Source organism: Streptomyces sp. NPDC056128, assembly GCF_042263835.1.
Lineage (GTDB): Bacteria > Actinomycetota > Actinomycetes > Streptomycetales > Streptomycetaceae > Streptomyces.
The window spans coordinates 561,040-582,245 of sequence record NZ_JBHJVQ010000002.1; the positions used below are offsets into that span (position 1 = coordinate 561,040).

General features: G+C 69.4%; 22 protein-coding genes and 1 pseudogene. 12 read left to right on the forward strand and 11 right to left on the reverse strand.

The annotated features are described in order from the left end of the window. Positions 1–18 precede the first annotated feature (18 nt). Together ACFC1X_RS06440 and ACFC1X_RS06445 are read right to left on the reverse strand one after the other, a co-directional pair. On the reverse strand, positions 19–1,134 hold the full coding sequence (locus tag ACFC1X_RS06440; RefSeq protein ID WP_376349280.1) for an MAB_1171c family putative transporter: 1,116 nt from the start codon (positions 1,132–1,134) through the stop codon (positions 19–21). Positions 1,135–1,137: 3 nt separating this feature from the next. Continuing rightward, on the reverse strand, positions 1,138–1,716 hold the full coding sequence (locus tag ACFC1X_RS06445) for a hypothetical protein (protein ID WP_376349282.1): 579 nt from the start codon (positions 1,714–1,716) through the stop codon (positions 1,138–1,140). Between the two features lie 656 nt (positions 1,717–2,372). Between ACFC1X_RS06445 and ACFC1X_RS06450 the strand changes: the two genes are divergently transcribed. Further along, positions 2,373–2,810 (forward strand): pyridoxamine 5'-phosphate oxidase family protein, encoded by a 438-nt coding sequence (locus ACFC1X_RS06450; RefSeq protein WP_376349283.1) that lies wholly within the window; start codon positions 2,373–2,375, stop codon positions 2,808–2,810. Positions 2,811–3,737: 927 nt separating this feature from the next. On the opposite strand, the gene trxB is transcribed toward ACFC1X_RS06450, so the two are convergent. Together trxB and ACFC1X_RS06460 are read right to left on the reverse strand one after the other, a co-directional pair. Continuing rightward, positions 3,738–4,712 (reverse strand): thioredoxin-disulfide reductase, encoded by a 975-nt coding sequence (trxB, locus tag ACFC1X_RS06455; protein WP_376349285.1) that lies wholly within the window; start codon positions 4,710–4,712, stop codon positions 3,738–3,740. Then, positions 4,709–5,128 carry an arsenate reductase ArsC gene (locus ACFC1X_RS06460; RefSeq protein WP_376349786.1) on the reverse strand — a complete coding sequence of 140 codons (420 nt, stop codon included), beginning with the start codon at positions 5,126–5,128 and terminating at the stop codon, positions 4,709–4,711. Before ACFC1X_RS06460 ends, trxB begins: the two co-directional genes overlap by 4 nt. A gap of 95 nt (positions 5,129–5,223) precedes the next feature. Here ACFC1X_RS06460 and ACFC1X_RS06465 point away from each other — a divergent pair, with 95 nt between their 5' ends. From ACFC1X_RS06465 to ACFC1X_RS06475, 3 genes are read left to right on the forward strand one after another with little or no spacing between them, the layout of a single operon-like run. After that, entirely contained in the window at positions 5,224–5,532 is a 309-nt protein-coding gene (locus ACFC1X_RS06465; RefSeq protein ID WP_376349287.1) for an ArsR/SmtB family transcription factor, read from the forward strand. Beyond that, positions 5,529–6,647, forward strand: coding sequence for an ACR3 family arsenite efflux transporter (gene arsB / locus ACFC1X_RS06470; RefSeq protein ID WP_376349289.1), 1,119 nt, complete (start codon positions 5,529–5,531; stop codon positions 6,645–6,647). Before ACFC1X_RS06465 ends, arsB begins: the two co-directional genes overlap by 4 nt. Then, positions 6,644–7,702 carry an ArsO family NAD(P)H-dependent flavin-containing monooxygenase gene (locus tag ACFC1X_RS06475; protein ID WP_376349291.1) on the forward strand — a complete coding sequence of 353 codons (1,059 nt, stop codon included), beginning with the start codon at positions 6,644–6,646 and terminating at the stop codon, positions 7,700–7,702. Before arsB ends, ACFC1X_RS06475 begins: the two co-directional genes overlap by 4 nt. A gap of 77 nt (positions 7,703–7,779) precedes the next feature. Here ACFC1X_RS06475 and ACFC1X_RS06480 read toward each other — a convergent pair whose 3' ends face one another. Both ACFC1X_RS06480 and ACFC1X_RS06485 read right to left on the reverse strand, forming a co-directional pair. After that, positions 7,780–8,154 carry an ArsR/SmtB family transcription factor gene (locus ACFC1X_RS06480; protein ID WP_376349293.1) on the reverse strand — a complete coding sequence of 125 codons (375 nt, stop codon included), beginning with the start codon at positions 8,152–8,154 and terminating at the stop codon, positions 7,780–7,782. A 42-nt stretch (positions 8,155–8,196) separates the two neighbouring features. Next, positions 8,197–9,258, reverse strand: coding sequence for a flavin-containing monooxygenase (locus ACFC1X_RS06485; RefSeq protein ID WP_376349295.1), 1,062 nt, complete (start codon positions 9,256–9,258; stop codon positions 8,197–8,199). 111 nt (positions 9,259–9,369) lie between these two features. On the opposite strand from ACFC1X_RS06485, the gene ACFC1X_RS06490 reads away from it, so the two are divergent. The 4 genes and pseudogenes from ACFC1X_RS06490 to ACFC1X_RS06505 all read left to right on the forward strand — a co-directional run bounded on the left by ACFC1X_RS06490 (position 9,370) and on the right by ACFC1X_RS06505 (position 12,210). Further along, positions 9,370–10,770: an NAD(P)-binding domain-containing protein gene (locus ACFC1X_RS06490; protein WP_376349297.1), complete on the forward strand. Its 1,401-nt coding sequence runs from the start codon at positions 9,370–9,372 to the stop codon at positions 10,768–10,770. A 47-nt stretch (positions 10,771–10,817) separates the two neighbouring features. Beyond that, positions 10,818–11,206 (forward strand): annotated as a pseudogene (locus ACFC1X_RS06495) (MFS transporter); the annotation flags it as partial. A 70-nt stretch (positions 11,207–11,276) separates the two neighbouring features. Then, positions 11,277–11,612: a hypothetical protein gene (locus ACFC1X_RS06500; protein ID WP_376349298.1), complete on the forward strand. Its 336-nt coding sequence runs from the start codon at positions 11,277–11,279 to the stop codon at positions 11,610–11,612. 226 nt (positions 11,613–11,838) lie between these two features. After that, on the forward strand, positions 11,839–12,210 hold the full coding sequence (locus ACFC1X_RS06505) for an ATP-binding protein (protein WP_376349299.1): 372 nt from the start codon (positions 11,839–11,841) through the stop codon (positions 12,208–12,210). A 116-nt stretch (positions 12,211–12,326) separates the two neighbouring features. Here ACFC1X_RS06505 and ACFC1X_RS06510 read toward each other — a convergent pair whose 3' ends face one another. From ACFC1X_RS06510 to ACFC1X_RS06530, 5 genes are all read right to left on the reverse strand, one after another. Continuing rightward, entirely contained in the window at positions 12,327–12,749 is a 423-nt protein-coding gene (locus ACFC1X_RS06510; RefSeq protein ID WP_376349302.1) for a hypothetical protein, read from the reverse strand. 399 nt (positions 12,750–13,148) lie between these two features. After that, entirely contained in the window at positions 13,149–14,390 is a 1,242-nt protein-coding gene (locus tag ACFC1X_RS06515) for a PP2C family protein-serine/threonine phosphatase (RefSeq protein ID WP_376349304.1), read from the reverse strand. A gap of 55 nt (positions 14,391–14,445) precedes the next feature. Continuing rightward, on the reverse strand, positions 14,446–14,922 hold the full coding sequence (locus ACFC1X_RS06520) for an ATP-binding protein (RefSeq protein WP_376349306.1): 477 nt from the start codon (positions 14,920–14,922) through the stop codon (positions 14,446–14,448). A 901-nt stretch (positions 14,923–15,823) separates the two neighbouring features. Then, the gene (locus ACFC1X_RS06525; RefSeq protein WP_376349308.1) at positions 15,824–16,555 is read right to left on the reverse strand and encodes a GAF and ANTAR domain-containing protein; all 732 of its coding nucleotides are present in this window, start codon (positions 16,553–16,555) and stop codon (positions 15,824–15,826) included. 39 nt (positions 16,556–16,594) lie between these two features. After that, positions 16,595–17,356, reverse strand: coding sequence for a GAF and ANTAR domain-containing protein (locus ACFC1X_RS06530; RefSeq protein WP_376349310.1), 762 nt, complete (start codon positions 17,354–17,356; stop codon positions 16,595–16,597). A 439-nt stretch (positions 17,357–17,795) separates the two neighbouring features. Between ACFC1X_RS06530 and ACFC1X_RS06535 the strand changes: the two genes are divergently transcribed. From ACFC1X_RS06535 to ACFC1X_RS06550, 4 genes are all read left to right on the forward strand, one after another. Continuing rightward, positions 17,796–18,458, forward strand: a complete 663-nt coding sequence (locus ACFC1X_RS06535) for a HemK2/MTQ2 family protein methyltransferase (protein WP_376349787.1) — start codon at positions 17,796–17,798, stop codon at positions 18,456–18,458. Beyond that, positions 18,439–18,687: a CDGSH iron-sulfur domain-containing protein gene (locus tag ACFC1X_RS06540; RefSeq protein WP_376349312.1), complete on the forward strand. Its 249-nt coding sequence runs from the start codon at positions 18,439–18,441 to the stop codon at positions 18,685–18,687. The genes ACFC1X_RS06535 and ACFC1X_RS06540 overlap by 20 nt, the downstream gene beginning before the upstream one ends. Before the next feature lie 247 nt (positions 18,688–18,934). Next, the gene (locus tag ACFC1X_RS06545; RefSeq protein WP_376349314.1) at positions 18,935–20,161 is read left to right on the forward strand and encodes an ANTAR domain-containing protein; all 1,227 of its coding nucleotides are present in this window, start codon (positions 18,935–18,937) and stop codon (positions 20,159–20,161) included. Between the two features lie 292 nt (positions 20,162–20,453). Then, entirely contained in the window at positions 20,454–20,840 is a 387-nt protein-coding gene (locus ACFC1X_RS06550) for an SRPBCC family protein (protein WP_376349316.1), read from the forward strand. Positions 20,841–21,206: the final 366 nt, after the last annotated feature.

A 21,206-nucleotide genomic window follows, 5' to 3' on the forward strand; every position in this document is an offset into this window, starting at 1 on the left:
CTCCTTGATCGTGCGAGGTCATGCGGCTGAGCGCAGTTCGTCGGATACCGCGATCAGTTGTTTCACATCCGACTCGCGGTCGCTGCCCAGCGCCATTGCGAGGGGAACCGCACGGCGGGGGGCGGGGGCGCCCTTCTCGATCCGTGCGGAGGCCCGACGGAGCCGCGCGGCAAGCTCGGCGGAGTCGATGTTGAGGACTGTGCTGTCGTCGCCCTCGTCCAGCAGGTGCGGGCTGATGTCCACCAGGCCGTCACGGCATTCCACGATGCGACGGTGGTAGCGCCGGTGCACGCCGCGGGCCCGCCACCGGTCCAGGGCCGCCGCGGACGCCGGCCGCAGCACGTTGTCCGGGTACGTCTCCGCCAGCAGCTCCCACAACGGCGCGAGGCGGCGGTGATCGCGTCGGTGCTGGAGCCAGAGGCGGATGGACGAGATCCGGGCTCGGGCTCCGGAGTACGTGATGCCCGCCGCGAACGTGAGGATGGACGCCACCAGGAGGAAGGCGACGGCGGCCATCAGCGGTTCGGATACCTGCACGTCGGCCGCGCGAAAGGTGACGATGACGGCGCGGATCGCGCAGGCCACCGCCATCGTCCCCAGACCCACGGCGGCCATCCAGAGCCCAGTGGAATGCGGGCGCCGGGACATGCGGGCATAGCGGCGAGTCCACCGGCACGCCATGCCCAGCGCGTACATCAGGTAGAGGCCAGCGCCGCCGTAGAAGAACGAGATCTGCGGAGTCGTCATGTCGGCCGTGCTGAAGGAGCCGGCGAAGACCTCGTGCGGCACAGACTCGGCTGCCACAGTGATCGCCACCGCGACGACCGCGACAACGACGGCTTCCTCCCGGGCCCTGCGTCGCCCCGCATCCTCGTCGGCGGCGGAGTAGAGGTAGAAGCACATCAGGAAGTACACCGCGAGAAGGAGCAGTACGTTCTGGATCAGCTTCGCCGTTCCATGGCCGGCGACGGTGTCGACGCCGGACGCGCCGCCGGGCATCGCTACGGGGTACGAGAGCGCGGCACAGAGCAGGCAGAGGGTGACCGAGCGAAGAGGTGCGTCATGCGGGCTTCGCTTCCACTGATAGAGCTTCCAGACCAGAGCGGCCAGGAGCCCCAGGAGCAGGAGTTCCACGAGTTACAGCCATCCTCGCCGGTCACCAAGAGCTGCCTCGACCCGTCGCAGGGCGGGGTCATCAGCCGGAGGAGTGGAGCTTTCGAGCACGGCAGACCACTCCAGGATGATCGTCGCCACAAGTTCGACGGAGCACTCCTCGCCGTCGTCGTACGAACAACGCTGGGCAACGCGCTTTACCGCCTCGGCACCGAAAGCCGGCATCAGGGTGGCCCACCCCTCCACGTCGACGGCCCCCGCGTCGTCATCAGGGGCGGTATCCGGCGTGTCTGCCTGCACCTCGCGGGCGGAGTTCTTGGCTGCCTCCTCGTTCTCCGCCACGAGGATGTGCCCGACCTCGTGCAGGATGATCCCATCTTGGTGCAGGTCGGTCGTCTCCTGCTGGTACAGAATCACGTCATACGTGTCGTACTCCGCCCACATGCCCGACGGGCCCGGCTTGGGCAGCGGAGCTTCGCGCAGGTACAGAGGGCGCCCGCGCCGTTGGCTCAGCTTTTCGCAAAGATCATGAACGTCGAGAGGGGGAGTGACTCCGAGGTCTTGCAGCTCCCGCCTAATCAGTCGGTGCAGATCCTTCTCCACCGTCCGGGCTGCGGATTTACGCCAGCGCCCAAGGCGACGGCGGGTGATTCCGTCCTGAGTGGGGACCAAGGGCTCCGCGGCGTCTCGACCACTCTTATCCGACCACACTGAGTAATACCTCCAACCGGCTGTGATGGCTTTTCTGAGCCGGGCGACACCGCGCCCATGTCTATGACGTCCGGTTCCCGGCGCCGGAAACGACCGCAGTCGGCTGCGCCTGCGCCCCACTGAACCCCCTCGCAAGGGGAGGGATGCCAGGGCATCCAGGGCTTCCCGTCTGCTCAGATGTCACGTACGCGAACACGCACTGACGCCCCGAGCGGGGGCTGCCCCGTGGAGCTCCCGGGAACCTCTGTGACAGTACGTGACGCTTCCGACAGGGCGTCGCCTAGAAATTACGGTCGATTCATGTGGGCAGCAGGTGACTTCGACCGGTCAAAGCGATGTAAATCAACCTTGTTCAATCTCGTACGGGGCTTTGAACTGCGATTTTATGGTCTGGCGTGAACGGATCAACCTTTGCAAGTCGCCGGGTGACTCTGTTATCAATCTGAGACTTGAGGCGGTCCCGGCTCTCTCGCAAACGTCCGTGAAATGGACAAAATGGCTGATCAGGGAGGGTGTGGTGGCGGTCACCCGCGTTTACGCTTTCAGTCATGCCGAACGCGATATCCGCCCAGTCGAACAGCTACCTGGAGTTTTGGGACGAGTACCACCTGTGCACGTTGACCACGCTGCGGCCCAATGGGCGACCGCATGTCGTGCCGGTCGGAGTGACGGTGGATGCTGCCGCTGGCGTTGCCCGAGTTATCACTCGCAAATCGAGTCGTAAAGTAGAAAACGTTCTCGCGGGTGGAGCCGAAGCTCGCGTAGCCGTGTGCCAGGTCGACGGAGGCCGGTGGGCCACGCTCGAAGGGGTGGCGGAGGTGTGCACCGACGAGGCTGTGGTGGAAGACGCGGTGACCCGTTACGGAAAGCGATACGGTCGTACGCCGGCCCCGGATCCTGAGCGGGTGGTCGTACTGGTCTCGGTCGAACGCGCGCTGGGTCAGAACTTCGGCGCTCGACCTCAGACAGTCCAGGCCGCTGCGTAGCGTCAAGCGACCCACGGCATAGGCATATGCAGACCCTGGGCGTTACTCAGCATCGTCGCGCGCCTGCGCCCACCTCAACGAGCAGGACGGAAGGCCAGCGTTCGCCACCGCTCGGCGGAGGGGGGCGGGCGAACGGTCCTGGAGCAATTCGGGAACCGCGCCCTGACCCGATCTGGCAACCTCAGCGAAGCCGCCGATCGGGCCGTCGCCCAGCACCGCCGCTGCTTGCGGGCCCTCGTCCCTCGGCCCTCGAACCATAGTCGGAGACCGCTACATGGCGGGCAAACGGCCCCCGTGAAGCGTTACGAGTCGCGACGCATCGCATCCGGTCTGAGGGTTGTGCGGCCACTGCCACCCCGACGTCCCACTGGACGTGATCGACTAACCCAGCCGGCGAAGGCCAGCCGCTGAGGGCGGGCGCACGTCCGGACTCGCCGCCTTGGGGCGTGATGCGTGAGGCCGCCCCCGGTAGGGGATGCGTCAGCGGCACCGGGGGCGGCGAGGGGGTGTCCGAGGAGAGCCCCTCGCGCCTAGGTTCCCCTCACGGACAGGCGCTGGATGCAGGCGCGCCGGAACGCAATCCTGCGAATAGCTCTTTCACGCCGCCCGCCGACAGCCGGTACCCGAGCCGCCCATCAACGAGGCGGACACATCCGCATGCCCCCACGGCGATGAGATCGGAACTGTGTGCCACGTGTCGTCGGCCGACCCACAAGTGTGGCCGGGGCGCGCACTCGCCGCTGTGTGAGTACTGCGACTAGCAGGCCGTAGAGCGGTGGGGCAGGACGCTGCGAGCCGGTTGATCTGTGGCGAGCAGGTGTGTTGACGGACATGACGACCGCGTTCGCGCAGTGCTTGGCCAATCCGCGGAAGCCCCTCCAGCTTCCCCGGTAACGGCTGACCCGAGAACAATAGCGGCGAGTGTTGTCAGGCCGGGACAACGGCCGTCGTCGGCTCGGGCTTCGCCGCGCCACGTGCGGCAAGGTGGCGCTCGGCGTCCAGCGCCGCGGCGGCTCCGGTGCCGGCGGCGGTGATGGCCTGGCGGTAGGTGTGGTCGACGACATCGCCGGCGGCGAACACCCCGGGCAGGCTGGTGAGCGTCGTCGGGGCGGCGACGGTGATGTAGCCCTCGGTGTCGACGTCGAGCTGGGCCTTGAAGAGTTCGGTGCGCGGGTCGTGGCCGATGGCGATGAACAGCCCGGTCACGTCCAGGTCGCGGGTGGCGCCGGTGAAGACATCGCGCAGGACGACGCCTCCGAGCATGCCGTTCGTCTCCTTGATTTCGGCGATCTCGCTGTCGAAGGCGAAGGAGATCTTGTCGTCGGCGAAGGCCCGGTCCTGCATGACCTTCGATGCGCGCAGGGTGGAGCGGCGGTGGATGACAGTGACTGACTTCGCGAAGCGGGTGAGGAAGGTGGCTTCCTCCATGGCGGTGTCGCCGCCGCCGACCACGACGATGTCGCGGTCACGGAAGAAGAATCCGTCGCAGGTCGCGCACCAGGACACCCCGCGGCCGGACAGCGCATCCTCGTTCGGGAGGCCGAGCTTGCGGTAGCCGGAGCCGGTCGCGATGATCACCGTCTTCGCGCGGTGAACGGTGCCCGCGGAGTCGGTGAGCAGCTTGATGTCGCCTGTCAGGTCCACCTCGACGATGTCGTCGTCGATCATTTCGGCCCCGAACTTCTCGGCCTGGGCCCGCATGTTGGTCATCAGGAAGGGGCCGTCGACGCCCTCGGGGAAGCCGGGGAAGTTCTCGACCTCGGTCGTGGTGGTCAGCGAGCCGCCGACGAAGATGCTGCTGCCGTACAGCAGGGGCCTGAGCTGGGCGCGGGCGGTATAGAGGGCGGCGGTGTATCCGGCGGGCCCGGAGCCGATGATGACGACCTCGCGCATCTCGCTCACGCCGTCGCCTCCGGCTTCGGGTCGATCTCGGCGATCAGTCCCTCGACCAGGGTCTTGATCTCGTCGCGGATCGGGCGGACGGCCTCGACGCCTTGTCCGGCCGGGTCCTCCAGCTTCCAGTCCAGGTAGCGCTTGCCGGGGAAGACGGGGCAGGTGTCGCCGCAGCCCATGGTGACGCAGACGTCCGACTCGCGGACCGCGTCGATGCTGAGGATCTTCGGCGTCTCCTTGGAGATGTCGATGCCGACCTCAGACATGGCCTCGACGGCGGCCGGGTTGACCTGGTCGCCGGGGTTGGAGCCGGCGGAGCGGACCTCGACGCGGTCTCCGGCCAGGTGGGTCAGCCATGCGGCGGCCATCTGGGAGCGGCCGGCGTTGTGGACGCAGACGAACAGGACAGACGGCTTGTCGGCCATGGTGATCGTTCTCTCTCGTCGCATGGCGGAACCCAGCCGCCAATGACTTCAGCCCCCGCTGGTATCAGCGGATGATGATGTGAGAGTATCAGCGCATGCTGACTTCAGTCGATCCTGATGTGATTCGGGTGCTGGGCGATCCACTCCGCCTTAAGATCGTGACCCTGCTGGCGCGCGAGACGCTCTGCACGACGCACCTGGTCGAGGAGACCGGAGCCAAGCAGACCAACTTGTCCAACCACATGAAGGTGCTGCGCGAGACCGGGATCGTGGAGACCGAGCCGTGCGGCCGCTTCATCTACTACAAGCTCAAGCCCGAGGTCCTGGCCGGGCTCTCCGAGCAGTTCGCCGAGCTGGCCGACTCCGCCCGCACCGCTGCCGAGAACAAGAGGGCCTGCCCGTGACCTCCACCGAGCCCACCACCGCCCGCACCCAGAGCACCGACTCGGCCGGCGACGACTCGATCGTCAGGAAGCTCTCCACCCTCGACCGCTACCTCGCCGTGTGGATCCTGCTCGCCATGGGTGTCGGTCTGGGCCTGGGCCGGATCATCCCTGGCATGAACGACGCGCTCGCGAAGATCGAGATCGGTGGGATCTCCCTGCCCATCGCCGTCGGCCTGCTCGTCATGATGTACCCGGTCCTCGCCAAGGTCCGCTATGACCGGCTCGACCGCGTCACCAGCGACCGTAAGCTGCTGGTTTCCTCGCTGGTCATCAACTGGATCGTCGGCCCGGCGGTGATGTTCGCCCTGGCCTGGATCTTCCTGCCGGACCTGCCCGAATACCGTTCCGGCCTGATCATCGTCGGTCTCGCCCGTTGCATCGCCATGGTCATCATCTGGAACGACCTCGCCTGCGGCGACCGCGAAGCCGCAGCCGTCCTCGTCGCACTGAACTCGGTGTTCCAGGTCCTTGCGTTCGGCCTGCTGGGCTGGTTCTACCTCGACCTGCTGCCGCGCTGGATGAACCTCGGCGACGGCCAGGGCCTGGACGTGTCCGTGTGGCACATCGCGCTGAACGTCATCGTCTTCCTCGGTATCCCGCTGCTGGCCGGCTTCCTCACCCGCCGCATCGGCGAGCAGAAGCTGGGCCGCACCGGCTACGAGGCGAAGTTCCTGCCGAAGATCGGTCCTTGGGCGCTGTACGGGCTGCTGTTCACGATCGTCGTCCTCTTCGCCCTCCAGGGGAAGACGATCACCTCGCAGCCGCTGGACGTAGCCCGGATCGCGCTGCCGCTATTGGTCTACTTCGCGGTCATGTTCTTCGGCACCTTCCTCCTCGGCAAGAGCCTGGGCCTGGCCTACGACCGCACTACGACCCTCGCCTTCACGGCTGCGGGCAACAACTTCGAGCTGGCCATCGCGGTCGCCATCGCCACCTTCGGCGTCACCTCCGGACAGGCCCTCTCCGGCGTCGTCGGACCGCTCATCGAGGTCCCGGTGCTGATCGGCCTGGTCTACGTCGCCCTTGCCTGGCGACGGAGGTTCGCTGCCGACGCTGTCATCACGGCCCCGTGACTCAGTACACGGATGTGGTGGTGGTCGGCGGCGGCCAAGCGGGGCTCGCCGTCGGCTACCACCTGCGCCGCCAGAACCTGGACTTCGTGATCCTGGACGCCGACCCGGCACCGGGCGGGTCCTGGCAGCACATGTGGGACTCCCTGCACCTGTTCTCTCCAGCCGAGCACTCATCGCTGCCCGGCCGGCTCATGCCCGCCCAGGCAGGTGAGACCTACCCGGACGCCGGGCACGTGGTCGGTTACCTCACCGACTACGGAAAGCGCTACGACCTGCCCGCTCAGCACGGCACCCGCGTCGATGCCGTACGCCGCGACGGCGATCGGCTCTTGGTCGAGGCGGACACCGGCACCTGGCGGGCGCGCGCGGTCATCAGCGCCACCGGCAGCTGGTCGCGGCCCTTCCTCCCCGCCGTCCCCGGTCGTGAGGTGTTCACTGGACGACAGCTGCACACGGTGAACTACCGCTCTCCGGTCGCTTTCACAGGCCAGCACGTCCTTGTCATCGGCGGCGGCAACTCCGGCGCCCAGATCGCCGCCGACCTCGCCTTGGACAGCCGTGTCGAGGTGACCTGGGTGACCCAGCGCCCGCCGCGCTTCCTCGCCGACGACATTGATGGCCGGGCCCTGTTCGACGTCGCCACCGCCCGCCGTCGCGCCCTTGACGCCGGCCGCAGCGACACCGGCGGCGTCGCCTCGCTCGGCGACATCGTCGCCGTGCCGCCCGTCCGTGCCGCCCGCGACGCCGGCCTCTTGACCGCGATGCCGATGTTCGCCCGGCTCACCGCCGACGGCGTCCGGTGGGACGACGGCAGCTACACCGCTGCGGACGCGGTCATATGGTGCACCGGCTTCCGCCCGGCACTGGCCCACCTAGCCCCGCTGAATCTGCGCGGCCCGCGCGGTCACATCCCCGTCGACGGCACGTGCGCCCTCGGCGAGCCGCGGCTGCATCTGCTCGGCTACGGCGACTGGACCGGCCCGGCTTCCGCCACTCTCATCGGCGTTGGCCGCCCGGCGCGTGACGCCGCCCGCGCGGTCGCACAGCTCCTGTGACGATCAGGTGATCCCTGGACTGCGGGCGGCCCGCTCAATGTGCTCCGCGCTCGCCACTTCCCCCGTCTGCCCGCTCGTCAGGCGGCGGCCGGTGTCGTCAGCAGCTTGCCCATCGCGGCGAGCACAGACGGCTCGACGCGGTAGTACACCCAGGTGCCGCGCCGCTCGGAGGTGAGCAGGCCGGCTTCCTTCAGTTTCTTCAGGTGGTGGGACACGGTGGGCTGGGAGACGCCGACGTCGGAGATGTCGCACACGCACGCCTCACCGCCCTCGTGCGAGGCCACGGCGGAGAACAGCCGCAACCGGACCGGGTCACCGAGCGCCTTGAACATCCGCGCGGCTGTCTCGGCCTCCTCGGCGGTCATCGGGCGCTCGGTCAGCGGCGGGCAGCACGGCGCCACACGCTGGGCCTCGGCGGCTTCGAGCAGCGGCAGCACCTTTGCATTCGACATGCGTCTATGTTGACACATGTCGAACCAGCGAGGCGAGGGCTGTCACCGGAGTGCGAGGTAGGCGGCCAGGCGCCGGGCGATCTGATCCGCGTCCCGGCCCACGCCGCGCAGGGAGTTCGAGGACAGGCTGCGCTGCCACTCAAGCCCGACGAACGCCAACCCCGGCACGCTGATGGCCAGGCCCTCGCGGTGCCGGGGGTTCCCGTCGGGGGCCAGGGCGTCGTGGAGAGGGGCGAGGTAGGGCAGGTCGGGGTGGTAGCCGGTGGCGAGCACGATCGCGTCGGCCTCCTCCCGTCGCCCGTCCGGCCAGACAAGCTTGGCCCCATCCGCGCCGGTGAACATCGGTCGCCGGTCTGGCTGGCCAGCGGCCAGGGCCGCCCGGTAGTGGCCGTCGTCGAGGACCGGCTGCGCCGGCGGGCGCGGCAGGAGCCGGCCGAGGGGCGCGGCGTCCAGGCCGGTGCGGGCCAGCCAGAAGTGCAGGTCGCGGCCGAGAACGCGCTGCGCGGCGAACTTCACCGGCCCGCGAGTGGCGAGCCTGACGCGTGCGGTGTAGGCGAGCTCGGCGGCGATCTGCACCGCGGAGTTGCCTGCACCGACCACGACCACGCGGCGGCCGTTGAACCGGGCTGGGCCGCGGTAGTCGGCAGCATGAAGCACCTGCCCGGTGAACTCCTCCAGGCCCGGCAGCGCCGGCCTGTGCGGGTGTCCGAACGTCCCGGATGCCGCCACGACGGCCCGCGCGGACAGCCGGCCCCCGCCCTCCAGCTCCACTGCGAAGCCTTCGCCGGTACGGCGGACCGCGCTGACGCGGCAGCCGGTGCGGATGTCGGCGTCCAGGTGGTCGGCGTAGGCGGTGAGGTAGGCGACGACCTCGTCGCGGTGCGGATAGCGGTCACGGTCGGCGCCGGGGAACGGCATTCCGGGCAGGGAGCTGTATCGGGCTGGTGAGAACAGCGTGAGGCTGTCGTAGTAGTGCGGCCACGACCCGACTGCCCGGTCGGATGCCTCCAGCACCAACGGCCGCAGCCCGCGGCGCAGCAGTGCGTCGGCGGTGGCGAGGCCGGACTGTCCACCGCCGATCACGGCGACGTCGATGTGCTCCATCAGGAGAAGCCTCCTTGTTTCGATGAATGTCTATGTTGACGCTCATCAATACAGGTGTCATGCTGGGCCGCGCAAGCCATCGACGGATGTCGAAACATGCAAGGAGTCGCCGTGAACGCGCCCGCCACCACCGAGCTGCCCGTCGTCGTGATCGGGGCCGGACCCGCCGGTCTGGCCGCCGCCGCCCACCTCATCGACCAGGGCATCGAGCCCCTGGTCCTGGAAGCCGGCCAGAGGGCCGGCGCCGCGGTGCGCGAGTGGGCGCACGTACGCCTGTTCTCCACATGGGGCGAGGTCGTCGACCCGGCCGCCGAGAAGCTCCTCGCCCCCACCGGCTGGACACGGCCCGACCCGGCGACCTACCCCTCCGGCGGCGACTGGGCCGAGCTGTACCTGCAGCCCCTCGCCGCCGTCCTCGGCGACCGCGTCCGCTACAACGCGACCGTCACCGGCGTCTCCCGCACCGGCCGGGACCGCATCGTGGACGCCGACCGCGAGCAGCGGCCCTTCGTCGCGCACATCGCTCACGCCGACGGGCGCGAGGAGCGCCTCTTCGCCAACGCCGTCATCGACGCCTCCGGCACCTGGACCACCCCGTCCCCGGCCGGCGGCAGCGGACTGCCCGCGCTCGGCGAGAAAGCCGCCGCGGACCGGATCACCTATCGCGTCCCGGACCTGAAGAACCCCGCCGTCCGCGCCCGGTACGCCGGGAAGCGCATCGCCGTGACCGGCTCCGGCGCCTCCGCCTTCACCGCGCTCGCCTACCTGGCCGACCTCGCCAAGTCCAAGGACGGCACGGGAACGAAGGGCGTGTGGATCCTGCGCCGGGGCATCTCGGGCTCCACCTTCGGGGGCGGAGAGGCCGACCAGCTCCCGGCACGCGGCGCCCTGGGCCTGGCGGCGAAGGCCGCCGTCGACGAGGGCCACGCGGACGCGGTCACCGGCTTCCGCACCGAGGCGATCGAGCGCGACACCGAGGGTCGCCTGATCCTGGTCGGTGAGGACGGCCGCCGTCTCGACCCGGTCGACGAGGTCATCACCCTGACCGGCTTCCGCCCCGACCTGTCCTTCCTCGACGAGCTGCGCCTGGGCCTGGACGAGCGACTCCAGGCGCCGGTCGCGCTGGCTCCGCTGATCGACCCCAACCAGCACTCCTGCGGCACCGTCTACCCGCACGGCCACCGCGAGCTCTCCCACCCCGAGCAGGGCGTGTATCTGGTCGGCATGAAGTCCTACGGCCGCGCCCCGACCTTCCTCGCGATGACCGGTTACGAGCAGGTCCGCTCCGTCGCCGCCGCGATCGCCGGTGACGTCGAGTCCGCCGACCGGGTCGAACTCACCCTGCCCGAGAGCGGAGTCTGCGGCGGCGCCGGCCTCTTCGACACCCCCGACGCCCATGAGGCCGGCGGCGGCTGCTGCGCGCCCACCCCGCAGCTCGTCCAGCTCGGCGCCTCCGCCACGGTCGGGGCGGCTGCCGAGCAGGCCCCGGCGGGCGGCTGCTGCGGCTCGTGACCGACCTCAGTACCTGAGGCAGCGGGGCTGCGACCGGAACAGGGGATCTGCCGCGGCCCCGCGCCGCCCTGCCCGCCCTCTGCGCCACGCAGATCGTGAGCTGGGGCATCGTCTCCTACGCCTTCCCTGTCCTCAACCCACCACCGGCTGGCCGGCCGGGGCCACCACCGCAGCGTTCTCCCTTGCTCTCGTCATCCCCGTCCTCGCCGGGATCGGCGTCGGACGCATCCCCGACCGACGCGGCCCCCGCGCCGTCATGACCATCGGCTCCGTGCTCGGCGTGGTCAGCCTGCTGATCATGGCCACAGCCCCGAACCTGCCAGCTCTCTACGCCGGTTGGGCGCCGGCCGGACTCGCGATGGCAGCCACCTTCTACCAACCCGCTTTCGCCGCCGTCAGCCGCTGGGGGGCACCCGACCACGTGCGCGCCCTGACCAGGCGCCAGGGCATGGGGCAAGTACAAGGTCCGTCTCATCGCTGACGCCATCGTCGGCGCGGTCACCGGCTTGCCCGCGGCGCCGCATACCCTGCTGCTCGACTGGTACGACCACACGGGCGCGCTGCGCTACGCCGACCGCGCCACACCACTTGCTCGCACGGTGGCGCCCGTCCTCGCGGAAGCTCGTACTCAGGAGACGGGCGCACCCGTGGGCAGGACGGACGTTCACCGCGGGTGGGGGAGCCGCAACGTCCTGGACGTCGAGCTCGTGAGCCCGCAGCTCGTGGTGGAGGTCGGCGTGGACGTCGTCCGTAATGCCGCCGGTCGACGGCGCCACCCCGTGCGCCTTCACCGTGTGCGAGGGGACCTGTCCCCGGACGTGTGGCCGCTGTTCGGTGCCTGATTCGCTGACGCAGGCACCGGAAGGGTGGGGCTGCCTGGGCATCGTGCGCAGAGCTCGTGCGTTATGTGCTGAAGTTTCGGGGAAATTTGGATGTCACGTAATGGCGCTTCGGAAGTGAGGCGGATTCATGGACCCTGCTGCGCAAAATGAGGGCCCGGGGTCACTTGTCCGGATGGCGGTCGGTGCCGCATTCGAGGGCAGTGCGGGGATTGCGGAGGCTCGCGCGATGGCTCGCGAGTTCCTCGCGTCGCTGCAGGCTGATCATGGGCTGCCGGTCTCTGTAGGGGCGATGGGCATGGTGCGGTTGGTGGTGAGCGAGCTGGTGACCAATGCCCGCAAGTACGCGCCGGGGCCGTGTCTGCTGGATCTGGAGGTCATCGACGGCGCCGTGCAGGTGAGCGTGTGGGACAGCGGGACCACCCTGCCGTCGGTGCTGGCCCCGGACCCTAGCCGGATCGGTCAGCACGGTTTGGAACTCGTGATGGCGGTGTGCAAGACGTTCTGCGTGCACCGTGAACCGGTCGGCAAGCGGATCATCGCGGCTGTCGTGCTTGCCGACGACCCGGGCGGCGACGACGCCGGTCACCAGGCCATGTGACGTTCAAGCGATCAGCACCGGGCGGTGAATTCCTCGCCGGGGCGGACAGAGGCCGGGAAGCCTTGGCCGGACCCTCGCCCAACGGCAGTTGAGCGACCCAGTGCGATGGTGTCGAGCTAGCCGCGGTCGCTGTCGGCAGCCGCAGCCTCGTGCAGGGCGTGCGCGGCCCGCTGAAGCTCCGCGTGGTCGAGCGCGTCGATGATGTGCTGCAGCTGGATGTTGCACCGGCCCATGAGCGAGGCGGCGAACTGGAGCACGGCGACCTCGCTCGCCGACGAGTGGGTCGACGGTGCGTCGAGGGCCGTCAGGAGGAAGCCGACCGAGTCCCAGTCGATTTGCGGATGGGTGCCGCTGCGGTCGATCAGCGGCTGGTCAGCCGCCTCGGACAGTTCCTGGTCCTCGGTGAAGCGTCGCAGCCAGTACCCGTTGCCGTGCACGCCCAGCAGTCGGGTGGCCGCACGCATGCGGTCATCGCCGATGTCCTGCAGCAGCGACTCGGCGAGCAGCTCACCGGTGGTGTCGTCCGTTGCTGTCGTCACTCGGCTACTCCTACTCTCGCGAGGTCACAGCCGACTGTGCACTACCGCACGCGGTCGAGTCCGGCCGGACCCCCTGCACACGCCGTACGGTCCCTCGGATGCCCTCCGCCTAGCAGGCTGCGGATGTCCCGCTGCCGTGGGCAAGAGGGCCAATCCGACCGATCTGCCGGTCTAGGCGGCCATCGTCGCAGGACACCGACGTCGCGGAAGCGTGTGCTGGCTACCACCTGGTCAGTCGGTTGTACTCCCTTTCGGAGGTTGCTTGTGCTGACGCTCCGGGTCCCCGCCGTGTCCCTGAGAGGCGCGGCTCGCGAGTGCCCGGCACGGTGCCTGGCCTTGGGGATGCTGCGGCATACGTGGTGTTGCTGGCCGCGGTGAGCCGTCGGGGAGGCTGACAGCTCATTCGAGGCTGGCGAGGTGGTCGGCTTTCCCACCGCGCCATTCGATGAGGAGGATAGTCGCGTCGTCGCTGGTGACGCCGCCCCTTTCGCGTTTCAAGGTGTGGGAGAGCCTTCTGACCACGGCCCGCACCTTGGTGTAGTCGCGCAGTGTGCGGTTGGTCCACTCGATGAGTTTTTCCTCGCCGAACTCTTCCCCACCGGGATGGTGTTCCTCGATCAGCCCGTCGGTGAAGCACAGAACCCGGTCTCCGCGTTGCAGTATCCGGGTGCTGACGTGCGGCTGCTCACCGCCGAAACCGACGGGCAGGGTGGTGGGGCTTTCCAGTCGGTCCACCACAGTGCGGTCGCGGATCAGCATCGGCGGGGGGTGACCGGCGTTGACCCATTGCAGTTGGCCCGTCGCGATGTTCAGGCACATCATCTGGGCGGTGACGAAGTGGTCGGGACCGAACTGGTCGCCGATGGCCTGGTCCATGAACGCATACATCTGAGGGAGTTCGATATCGGCGCGGCGGGCGTGACGGTAGGCGCCGACGGCGACGGTCGCCATGGTCGCGGCGTTCAGGCCGTGCCCCATGGCGTCGATCATGCCGATGTGGAGGATGTCGTCATTGAGGGCGTAGTCGAAACTGTCGCCGGCCACCTCGTAGGCGGGCTCCAGAATCCCGGCCACCTCGACCTGTGGAACGATCATCGACAACGGGGGCAGCAGTGACCACTGGATCTCGGCGGCCACATCCATGATGGCGCGGCGACGAGCCACGAAGAACTGGTCGGTGTAGGCGTCTTTGGTGACAATCATGTCGGCGACCAGACCGGCGAGGCGGCGCAGCAGCCGCCGGTCGTCCTCGTCGACGTCATCGAGGGTCACGACCATGACCCCGACCTGGTCGCTGCCGTCCAGTAGCGGCAGATACATCCGCACGCCTTGCTCCTGCGGCACCTCCACGGTCCTGGCGCTCAGGAAGGCCTCGCCTGCCGGGGAGTCATCCATCGGTTCGGGATCGCCGACGGCCAGGCGCTTGCCGGGGAGGGGCACCAGGAGCAGTTGTTCGTAGTCCTGCAGAAGGATGGATACGTCGCGTCCTCCGATGGTGGCTACCTCTTCCGCGATCAGCGGGGCGATTAGCTGTGGGGGCATCTCGTGGGCGCGGTCCAGCAGCACACCCAGCAGGCGCTCCCCGAAGCCCTCCGACCGGTCCTCGTCAACGCGGTGCGACTCTGGCTCATCTTCTGCCATCGGGCATGGCCTCCTCGTCCTTCGGTGTTCTGGCAGGCCGTGCGGGGTGGGGTGTTCACCAGGCGGCTCGGTGTTCGGCTTCGGTGGCGTTGGGCCGGTGAGAGGCGGTGCCGGTCTGCAGAAGCGTGAACTTGAATGTGAGGCGAACGGCGACGGCCGAGCACAGGGGGGTCGGTGAAGGTCTTGCCCTACTCCCGACCGGGGCGTGGGAAGACACCGCTGTGGCCTTGTGCTCCTCACGTTCTGTACAAATCTGGATCAGCAGCCCGGCACCCATTTCGTCCAGATTCAGGGAGCCGAACTCAATTAGACACAACAGATCGCCCTTGCTGTAACGCGCGATGACCGATGTCAGAAGCTTGCCCGCCTTGTCCTCCGCGAATTCGTTCACCAATGCCGCGGTCGTGATGTAGCGCACCGACTTCCCGAGGCCGGCCGGCAACGAGCCGCACACACTCACGCGCTGCCCCGCCACGTCCAGCCACACATCCACGACGTCGAGTTCCGCTTCCTCGCCGGGCGGCTTCTCCACGGGCACGGTCCCCCCCCAGGTACCGACGGCCCTGCGTCGCCTCCAGCACGATCGCGAGGCGCCGGCGGCGGCTTCTTCCTCCGCCAGGGCGCCGGCGCCTTCAACGCCTCGGCCACGGCATTGCGGCTCACCGTGTACCGCAGAGCCAACGCACGCCCCGACACCCCCGGATGCAACCGGCGGTCACGACGGATCCGCTCAACCGTCCACTCACGCGATTTGTACACACGGACTCCCGACACGACCGTGATCAATCCGCACAGCCTGACGGGGCCGACCAGCCCATCGCGCCTGTTACGCCAAAAGCGGCATGTCGCACCCACTCGGGACAACTGGCTTCCGATCACGAGGTCCGAACCCGGCTTCCAGTCTTTGTCCAGTTGGCTCCGAAAGGCCCGGTCTAAACACACGTCTCAGGCGCTGGCCGACGAGGTCGACGCACAGGAACGACACGCAGCATGCGCCGTACCGGTCGCGCTCATTCTCCGCGACGACATCGACGGATGCCACCGGCGCGGCATCCTCCGCAGCCGCCAGCACATCAGCCAGAACCATCCGCTCATCTGCCACATCAGCCGCCGGGGTTACAATCCCGTCTTCCGCCTGCGCGGCAGACTTCAGCCAGCCTGGCTGGCCGGGGTAGACGGGCTGTGCTTCCAGCGGCAGCCGTAGCGTTGGCCAACCCCAAGTGCGCGCCGCGATCGCCCTCGGCGCCGACTTGGACAACCGGCTGGGGGCCCGGACCGTGGCCTGCCTCACGCCATAGGCGCCGGGCCCGCGCAGGAGTGGCACCTGACACAGCCGCGCGTACCGACCACGAACGGCCTGCCGCTCTGGAACACGCAGCGCATCAGGCCCGCCCGGGTAGGGGAGGGGCCCGTTGCCGGGCGGTGCGACGGCGTCAGGTGCGTATGGCGAGGATGACGGCCGGTTCGATGTCGCGGGTGAGCAGGGCGTCGGCGGTGCGGGCGAGGCTGACCCGGTGCTGGGCGGCGTAGTCGGTGAGCAGGTGTCCGGCTTCGCCGACGGCCAGGCCCGCGTATTCGGCGATCATGCCCTTGGCGATTTCCAGGGTGGCCTTGGCGGCGATGGCGCTCTGCACGCGGGTGATGACGTCGTCGCTGCGGGCGGGCTCGGTGGACCAGTGCATCAGGGCCACGGCTGAGGAGTCCGCCAGCGACTGCGCCAGGTGCACGTCGTCCTCGGGAAGGCGTCCGGGCCTGATGCTCAAGAGGGTGAGGGCGCCCAGCGGGCGTTCGTGAAAGCGCACCGGGATGGTCTGCAGGGCGACGTATCCGTTGCCGGTCATGGCCGTGACCAGGCGTGGCCAGCGCTGCCGTTCGGCGTTGATGTCGGGATAGCCGCCCGCTTCGCCGGTGCGGTAGCAGTCCATGCAGGGACCGTGTCCGGTCTGGCTCTGCAGCAGCTCGACGAAGGCGGCGCCGCCGTCGGTGGACGCCATCGTCTTCAGACTGCCGCGTGCGTCGGCGATCATCACGGCCGCCGCGTCGACCCGGAGCAGCTCCTTGCAGGCGTGGACCAGGCGGTGAAAGAGGTGCAGCGGGTCGAAGTGCGGCGCGTAGGTGTCCGACAGATCGACGAACGCCCTCGCCAGCTCGCGTTCGCGGTTCATGCTCGCCTCCCCGGCGGCGTCGTTGCGGTGCAGCACCGTTCAGTCATTGCGCATGTCCATCGTCCGGTCCACGATCTGCCGTGCGACCTGACTCGAGGTGCGGCCCAGTGCGTAGGCCCGGGCGCGCAGCCGAATGAGAGCTTCTTCGGCACTGACGCCCACCTGCACCATGATCATCCCGGTTGCCTGGTAGATCTCCTCGCGGTCCGACTCGGCGCCCTCCAACCACGTTACGACGCCTTCCCGATCGGCAGAAGCGTGGACGAGGGCGGCGACGGCGAGCGTCAGGGCGTCGGCGACCAGCAGCGCGGTCCGCACTCGTGCGCTGCTCATCGGGCCTGCGGTCTCCTGGTACAGGTCCAGGGTGCCCAGCGCCCGGCCGGCCCCGGTCAGCGGCAGAGAGAACACGGCCTCCGCTCCCGCCCTGGCCGCCTGCAGGGAGAACAGGGGCCAGCGCCGGGCGTCCGGGGCGCGGGTCAGGTCTGTGGCGAAGACCGGCGCCACCAGTCGCACGGCCTCCGTGCACGGGCCCTCACCGAGGGTGTACTGGATGTCCGCCAGGTAGGAGGCGACGTCGTCGCTCGCGAAGAGCAGCACCCCGACGTCGGTGTCATCGCCTCGCACGGACACCGACAGGCCCGAGGCTTCCGGCAGGAGTGCCGCGCACGCGCGGCACAGCGCGTGCGGGACGTCGGAGGAGGGCAGTCCGCGGACGCTGACGATGAGCTCGCGGGCGATCTGGGCGCGCTGCTGGGTCTCCTCGTCGGCGTCATCGCCGCCGGGCTCTCTGCCCTCGCTCACCGCCATCACCTCCGAGCGGTCGCCTCCGACGCCGTGCCCTGTACCGATCTTGCCTCATCTGCCCGGTACCGGAGCCGGTCAGGGCCGGCCTACCCGCTCCTCGTCGGTCGTCTGCCTGCTCGTGCGCGTCAGCGCGGGCTGTGAGCAGTCCATCACGGAAGTGAGGCACTGTTGTGCGGGTACCCGCTGCACGCCTCGCAAGACAACGTGGAGTGCGCCTCCGGGCCGCTGGCAACGGCCCGGTCGTCGGCCGGGCGAATCGGGTCGATATGTGGGTGGGGACCGACCTAGCCGCTCAGTGGCCGGCCAGCTGCCTCCGCTGCCAGCTCCTGGTCCTCGGTGAAGCATCGCAGCCGGTACCCGCGGTCGTGCGCCCCTCGTTGTCCGATCCGGTCGGGAGTGTCGCGGGATTGCCTTTGAGTGGTGATGGGAGGGGTACCTGGGGTCGGTGCATTTCTTGGTGCTGCCGGGCGTGTACGCCCCCCAGGAGGACACCGCCCTGCTCGCCGGGGCGCTGTCCGGTGAGTCGCTGTCCCCGGGCGCGGCGGTGCTCGACGTCGGGACCGGCACCGGTGCCCTCGCGCTGGCCGCGGCGGTGCGGGGCGGGCGGGTGACCGCGGTGGACGTGTCGTGGCGCGCGGTGTGGGCCGCGCGGCTCAACGCCGTCCGTGCGGGGCTGCGGATCCGGGTCCTGCACGGCAATCTCTTCACCCCGGTGCGCGGCGCGTCGTTCGATCTCGTGCTGGCCAATCCGCCGTACGTGCCGGCGCCGGGCGGTGGGCGTCGCCCGCGCGGCGCGGCCCGGGCCTGGGACGCGGGCCACGACGGGAGGCTGGTGCTGGACCGGATCTGCCGCGAGGCGCCCGCCCTGCTGCGCCCGGGCGGAGTGCTGCTGCTCGTGCAGTCGGGGCTCAGCGACCCCGGCCGCACCGTCGCCCTGCTGCGCGAGGCGGGGCTGAAGGCCTCGGTGGTCCGGCGGCGGCGGATCGCGTTCGGTCCGGTGGTGCGCGGCCGGGAGCGCTGGCTGCGGCAGCGCGGGCTGCTGTCCCTGGCCGAGAACGAGGAGGAGTTGGTGGTCGTCCGTGCCGAACTCCCCGTCTGACGAGGCCCGTACGCCCGGTGCCGCTCGCCGGGTCAAAGTACAGCGGCGGGGGCCGCTCCTGGTGGAGGGCCCGGTGGAGGTGGAACTGGAGGACGGGACGACGGTGTTCTCCGACCGCTTCCGGGTCGCGCTGTGCACCTGCCGGCGCAGCCGGCGCTTCCCCTGGTGCGACACCAGCCACCGCGCCAGGTCCACCGGGCCCGATGACGGGCCGACAGCGAAGGACTGATCGCATTCTGTTCGGGCGGGTCGGTTGCCGGAGCACGGCTGGCGGTACGAGCAGAACGAGGACGGCGGCTCGGTCCCGGTGAGGCCGCGGGCAGGCCGCCCGCTCATCCGGCGCCCCAATGAGTCTTCTCCTTGCCCTTTTCGTGGCTGAGGGTTCAGGGTGGGTGTGAGCGGTGAGGCAGCAGCCGCCCCGGTCGCCCCACGGGCCGACCGGTGCCCAGCGTGCATCGATCCGTCTGCGAGGGGATATGACCAGCCGCGAACCTGTCACCGTCCTGTCGGCGAATGACTGGGCGCGGGTCGTCTGTCTGACCGGCTCCTTGAACGCCGAAGCCTGCCCGAGGCTGGAACGGGCACTGGGCCGGCACGTGCGGGAAGCGGCTCGGAAGGGTCAGCGGCTGATCCTCGATCTGGCAGCCGTGCCCACGGTCAGCGCCGCGGCCCGCCGCACCCTGCAGCAGGCCACAGCTCACCTCACCAAGACGCCCGTTCTGGTGGTAGCCGCTGCGCCCGCGGTGCGAGAAGTCCTAGAGCGCTGCCCACTCGCCGGGGTCCGCCTCCGCGACACGCTTGCCGACGCCCTGACGGCCCTGGCTCCGCTTCCACCATCCCTCAGCACAGGCCCGGGCATGCCGGCGGAAGACGAGTTGCGCCCTGCCGCCGAGACGAAGGAAGATGATCTGCAGAGCGAGATATTCGGCATGCGGGCCAAAGCCCGCAGCAGCGCCTTGATCAGCATCGCCCAGGGCATCCTGATCGCCCGCTACGGCCTGCCCGGCCCCGCGGCCGCCTTCGACATGCTCCGTGCAGCCTCCCAGCACCTGAACGTGCCCGTGCGGGTCCTTGCCTCCGCCGCGGTCGCCGCGCCCCCACCGATGGCCGACGCCGCGTGGTTCCCGGGACGGCGCGGTCACGCCCCGCACCCGGACGCCCTGTTCCTGCGCGACCGGGACGTCAACGCCAAGGACCGCAGCCGGGTCCTCACGGCCATCCTCACCGAGGCCGTCGCCCTCTCGGACGCAGACGCCGCCGAAATCCACCTGACCGACCCCGCCCACGGCAACGCCCTGCTCCTCGAACAGCACCACAACCTGGACGCCGCCTACCGCGACCAGACCGCCCTCGTCACCGGCCCCCCGGCAGTGTGCGCCCAAGCCCAACAGCGCCTGGCCCCGATAACGGTTGACGACGTCGCAGCGGATGCCAGTCTCGCGAACCATGCAATTGGCCGCGCCCTGCTCACCGCCCACACCCGCACCCTCACCAGCGTTCCCCTGGTCACCGCCGACCGGCATTGCACCGGTGTCCTGTCTCTGCACTGGAAGACGCCGGCTGTGCGGCTGACTGCCGGTCAGCAGCAGCTGCTCAACACGCTGGCGAACGAGACGGCCGCCTGGTGTTCGTGGTATCGGCGCACCATCGTCCTGGACGCACTGGAATACCTGCACCAGAACCACCCCCCGGTCAGCGCGTAGCTCACCGCGAGGTTGGCGCCGGACGCACGCGGAGGGCCTGGGTGGTGGCCGTGCCCCGGCACCAGATGCCCGCGTCCCCTCACACCAAGTGGGGCGAGCCGCTTCGGTCCGGCAGCATGGCAGGGCCCTCACCGGCGCAGGGGCCCTTTCCAGATCACGTCACTGCTAATCCGCGTCACCACGCTCCGGGGAGCAGAGCCTCCGTTCGCCGTCGAGACTGACGGAAACCGCCTCCGGTGTGGGCTGCCACAGTTCAGGCAACGCAGCAGGGCGGCGGGGGTACACCTCAGCCATGGGCAGCTTGACTATTCATGTATCCGGACCATGCGCGCCAGACACAGCGTGGGCCCGTTACGCCGGTATAGACGAGTGGGCGTCCTGGGCGCCGCACATCAAGCGCGTGCACGCGGACGGCCGGAGCCTAGTCACCGGACTCCGAGGTACCGTCGAGTCGGTCGCACATGTGGCTGTGCCGTTTCAGGTTCAAATGGTCGATCACGAGCAGCGCGTCTGGACATGGCAGGTGCGTATGGGGCCGGTATGGGTAACGCTGCACCACGGTGTACAGGCCCATGGCGGCGGAAGTCGTGCCAGCCTCGTCATGCATGGCCCCACGCCGGTGCTGGCTGCCTATGCGCCGCTGGCCCGCCTTGCCCTGCGCCGACTGGTGCGACGCTGACGGTGACACGCGCTCTGGATACGCGGTGGTCATCCGCCCGCCCCGAACTGCCGTGGCCATAGCGCACAAGAACGGCGGCTCCGCCGCGAGGGGGCTGCGGAGCCGCCACCAGGTGCCCAAGGGCACCTGAGGCCCCGGGAGCCGGGCATGGTGCCCGGGACCGTCGACCGGCACGAATCCCCGTGCGGCAATCCGCTCGCGCCCGCGTCACCTGTCCCAACGGCTCTTTGCACGCCCAGGACACGGACACCGTCAACACCTCGCCTCACCAGCGCATTGCCACGCCACCGAGCAGCCTCGGCCGCCGGCACGTCTCCGCCCACTTCCTGACGCCAGCCGAAGGCGATCCCCGCGGGCTCCTGCTCA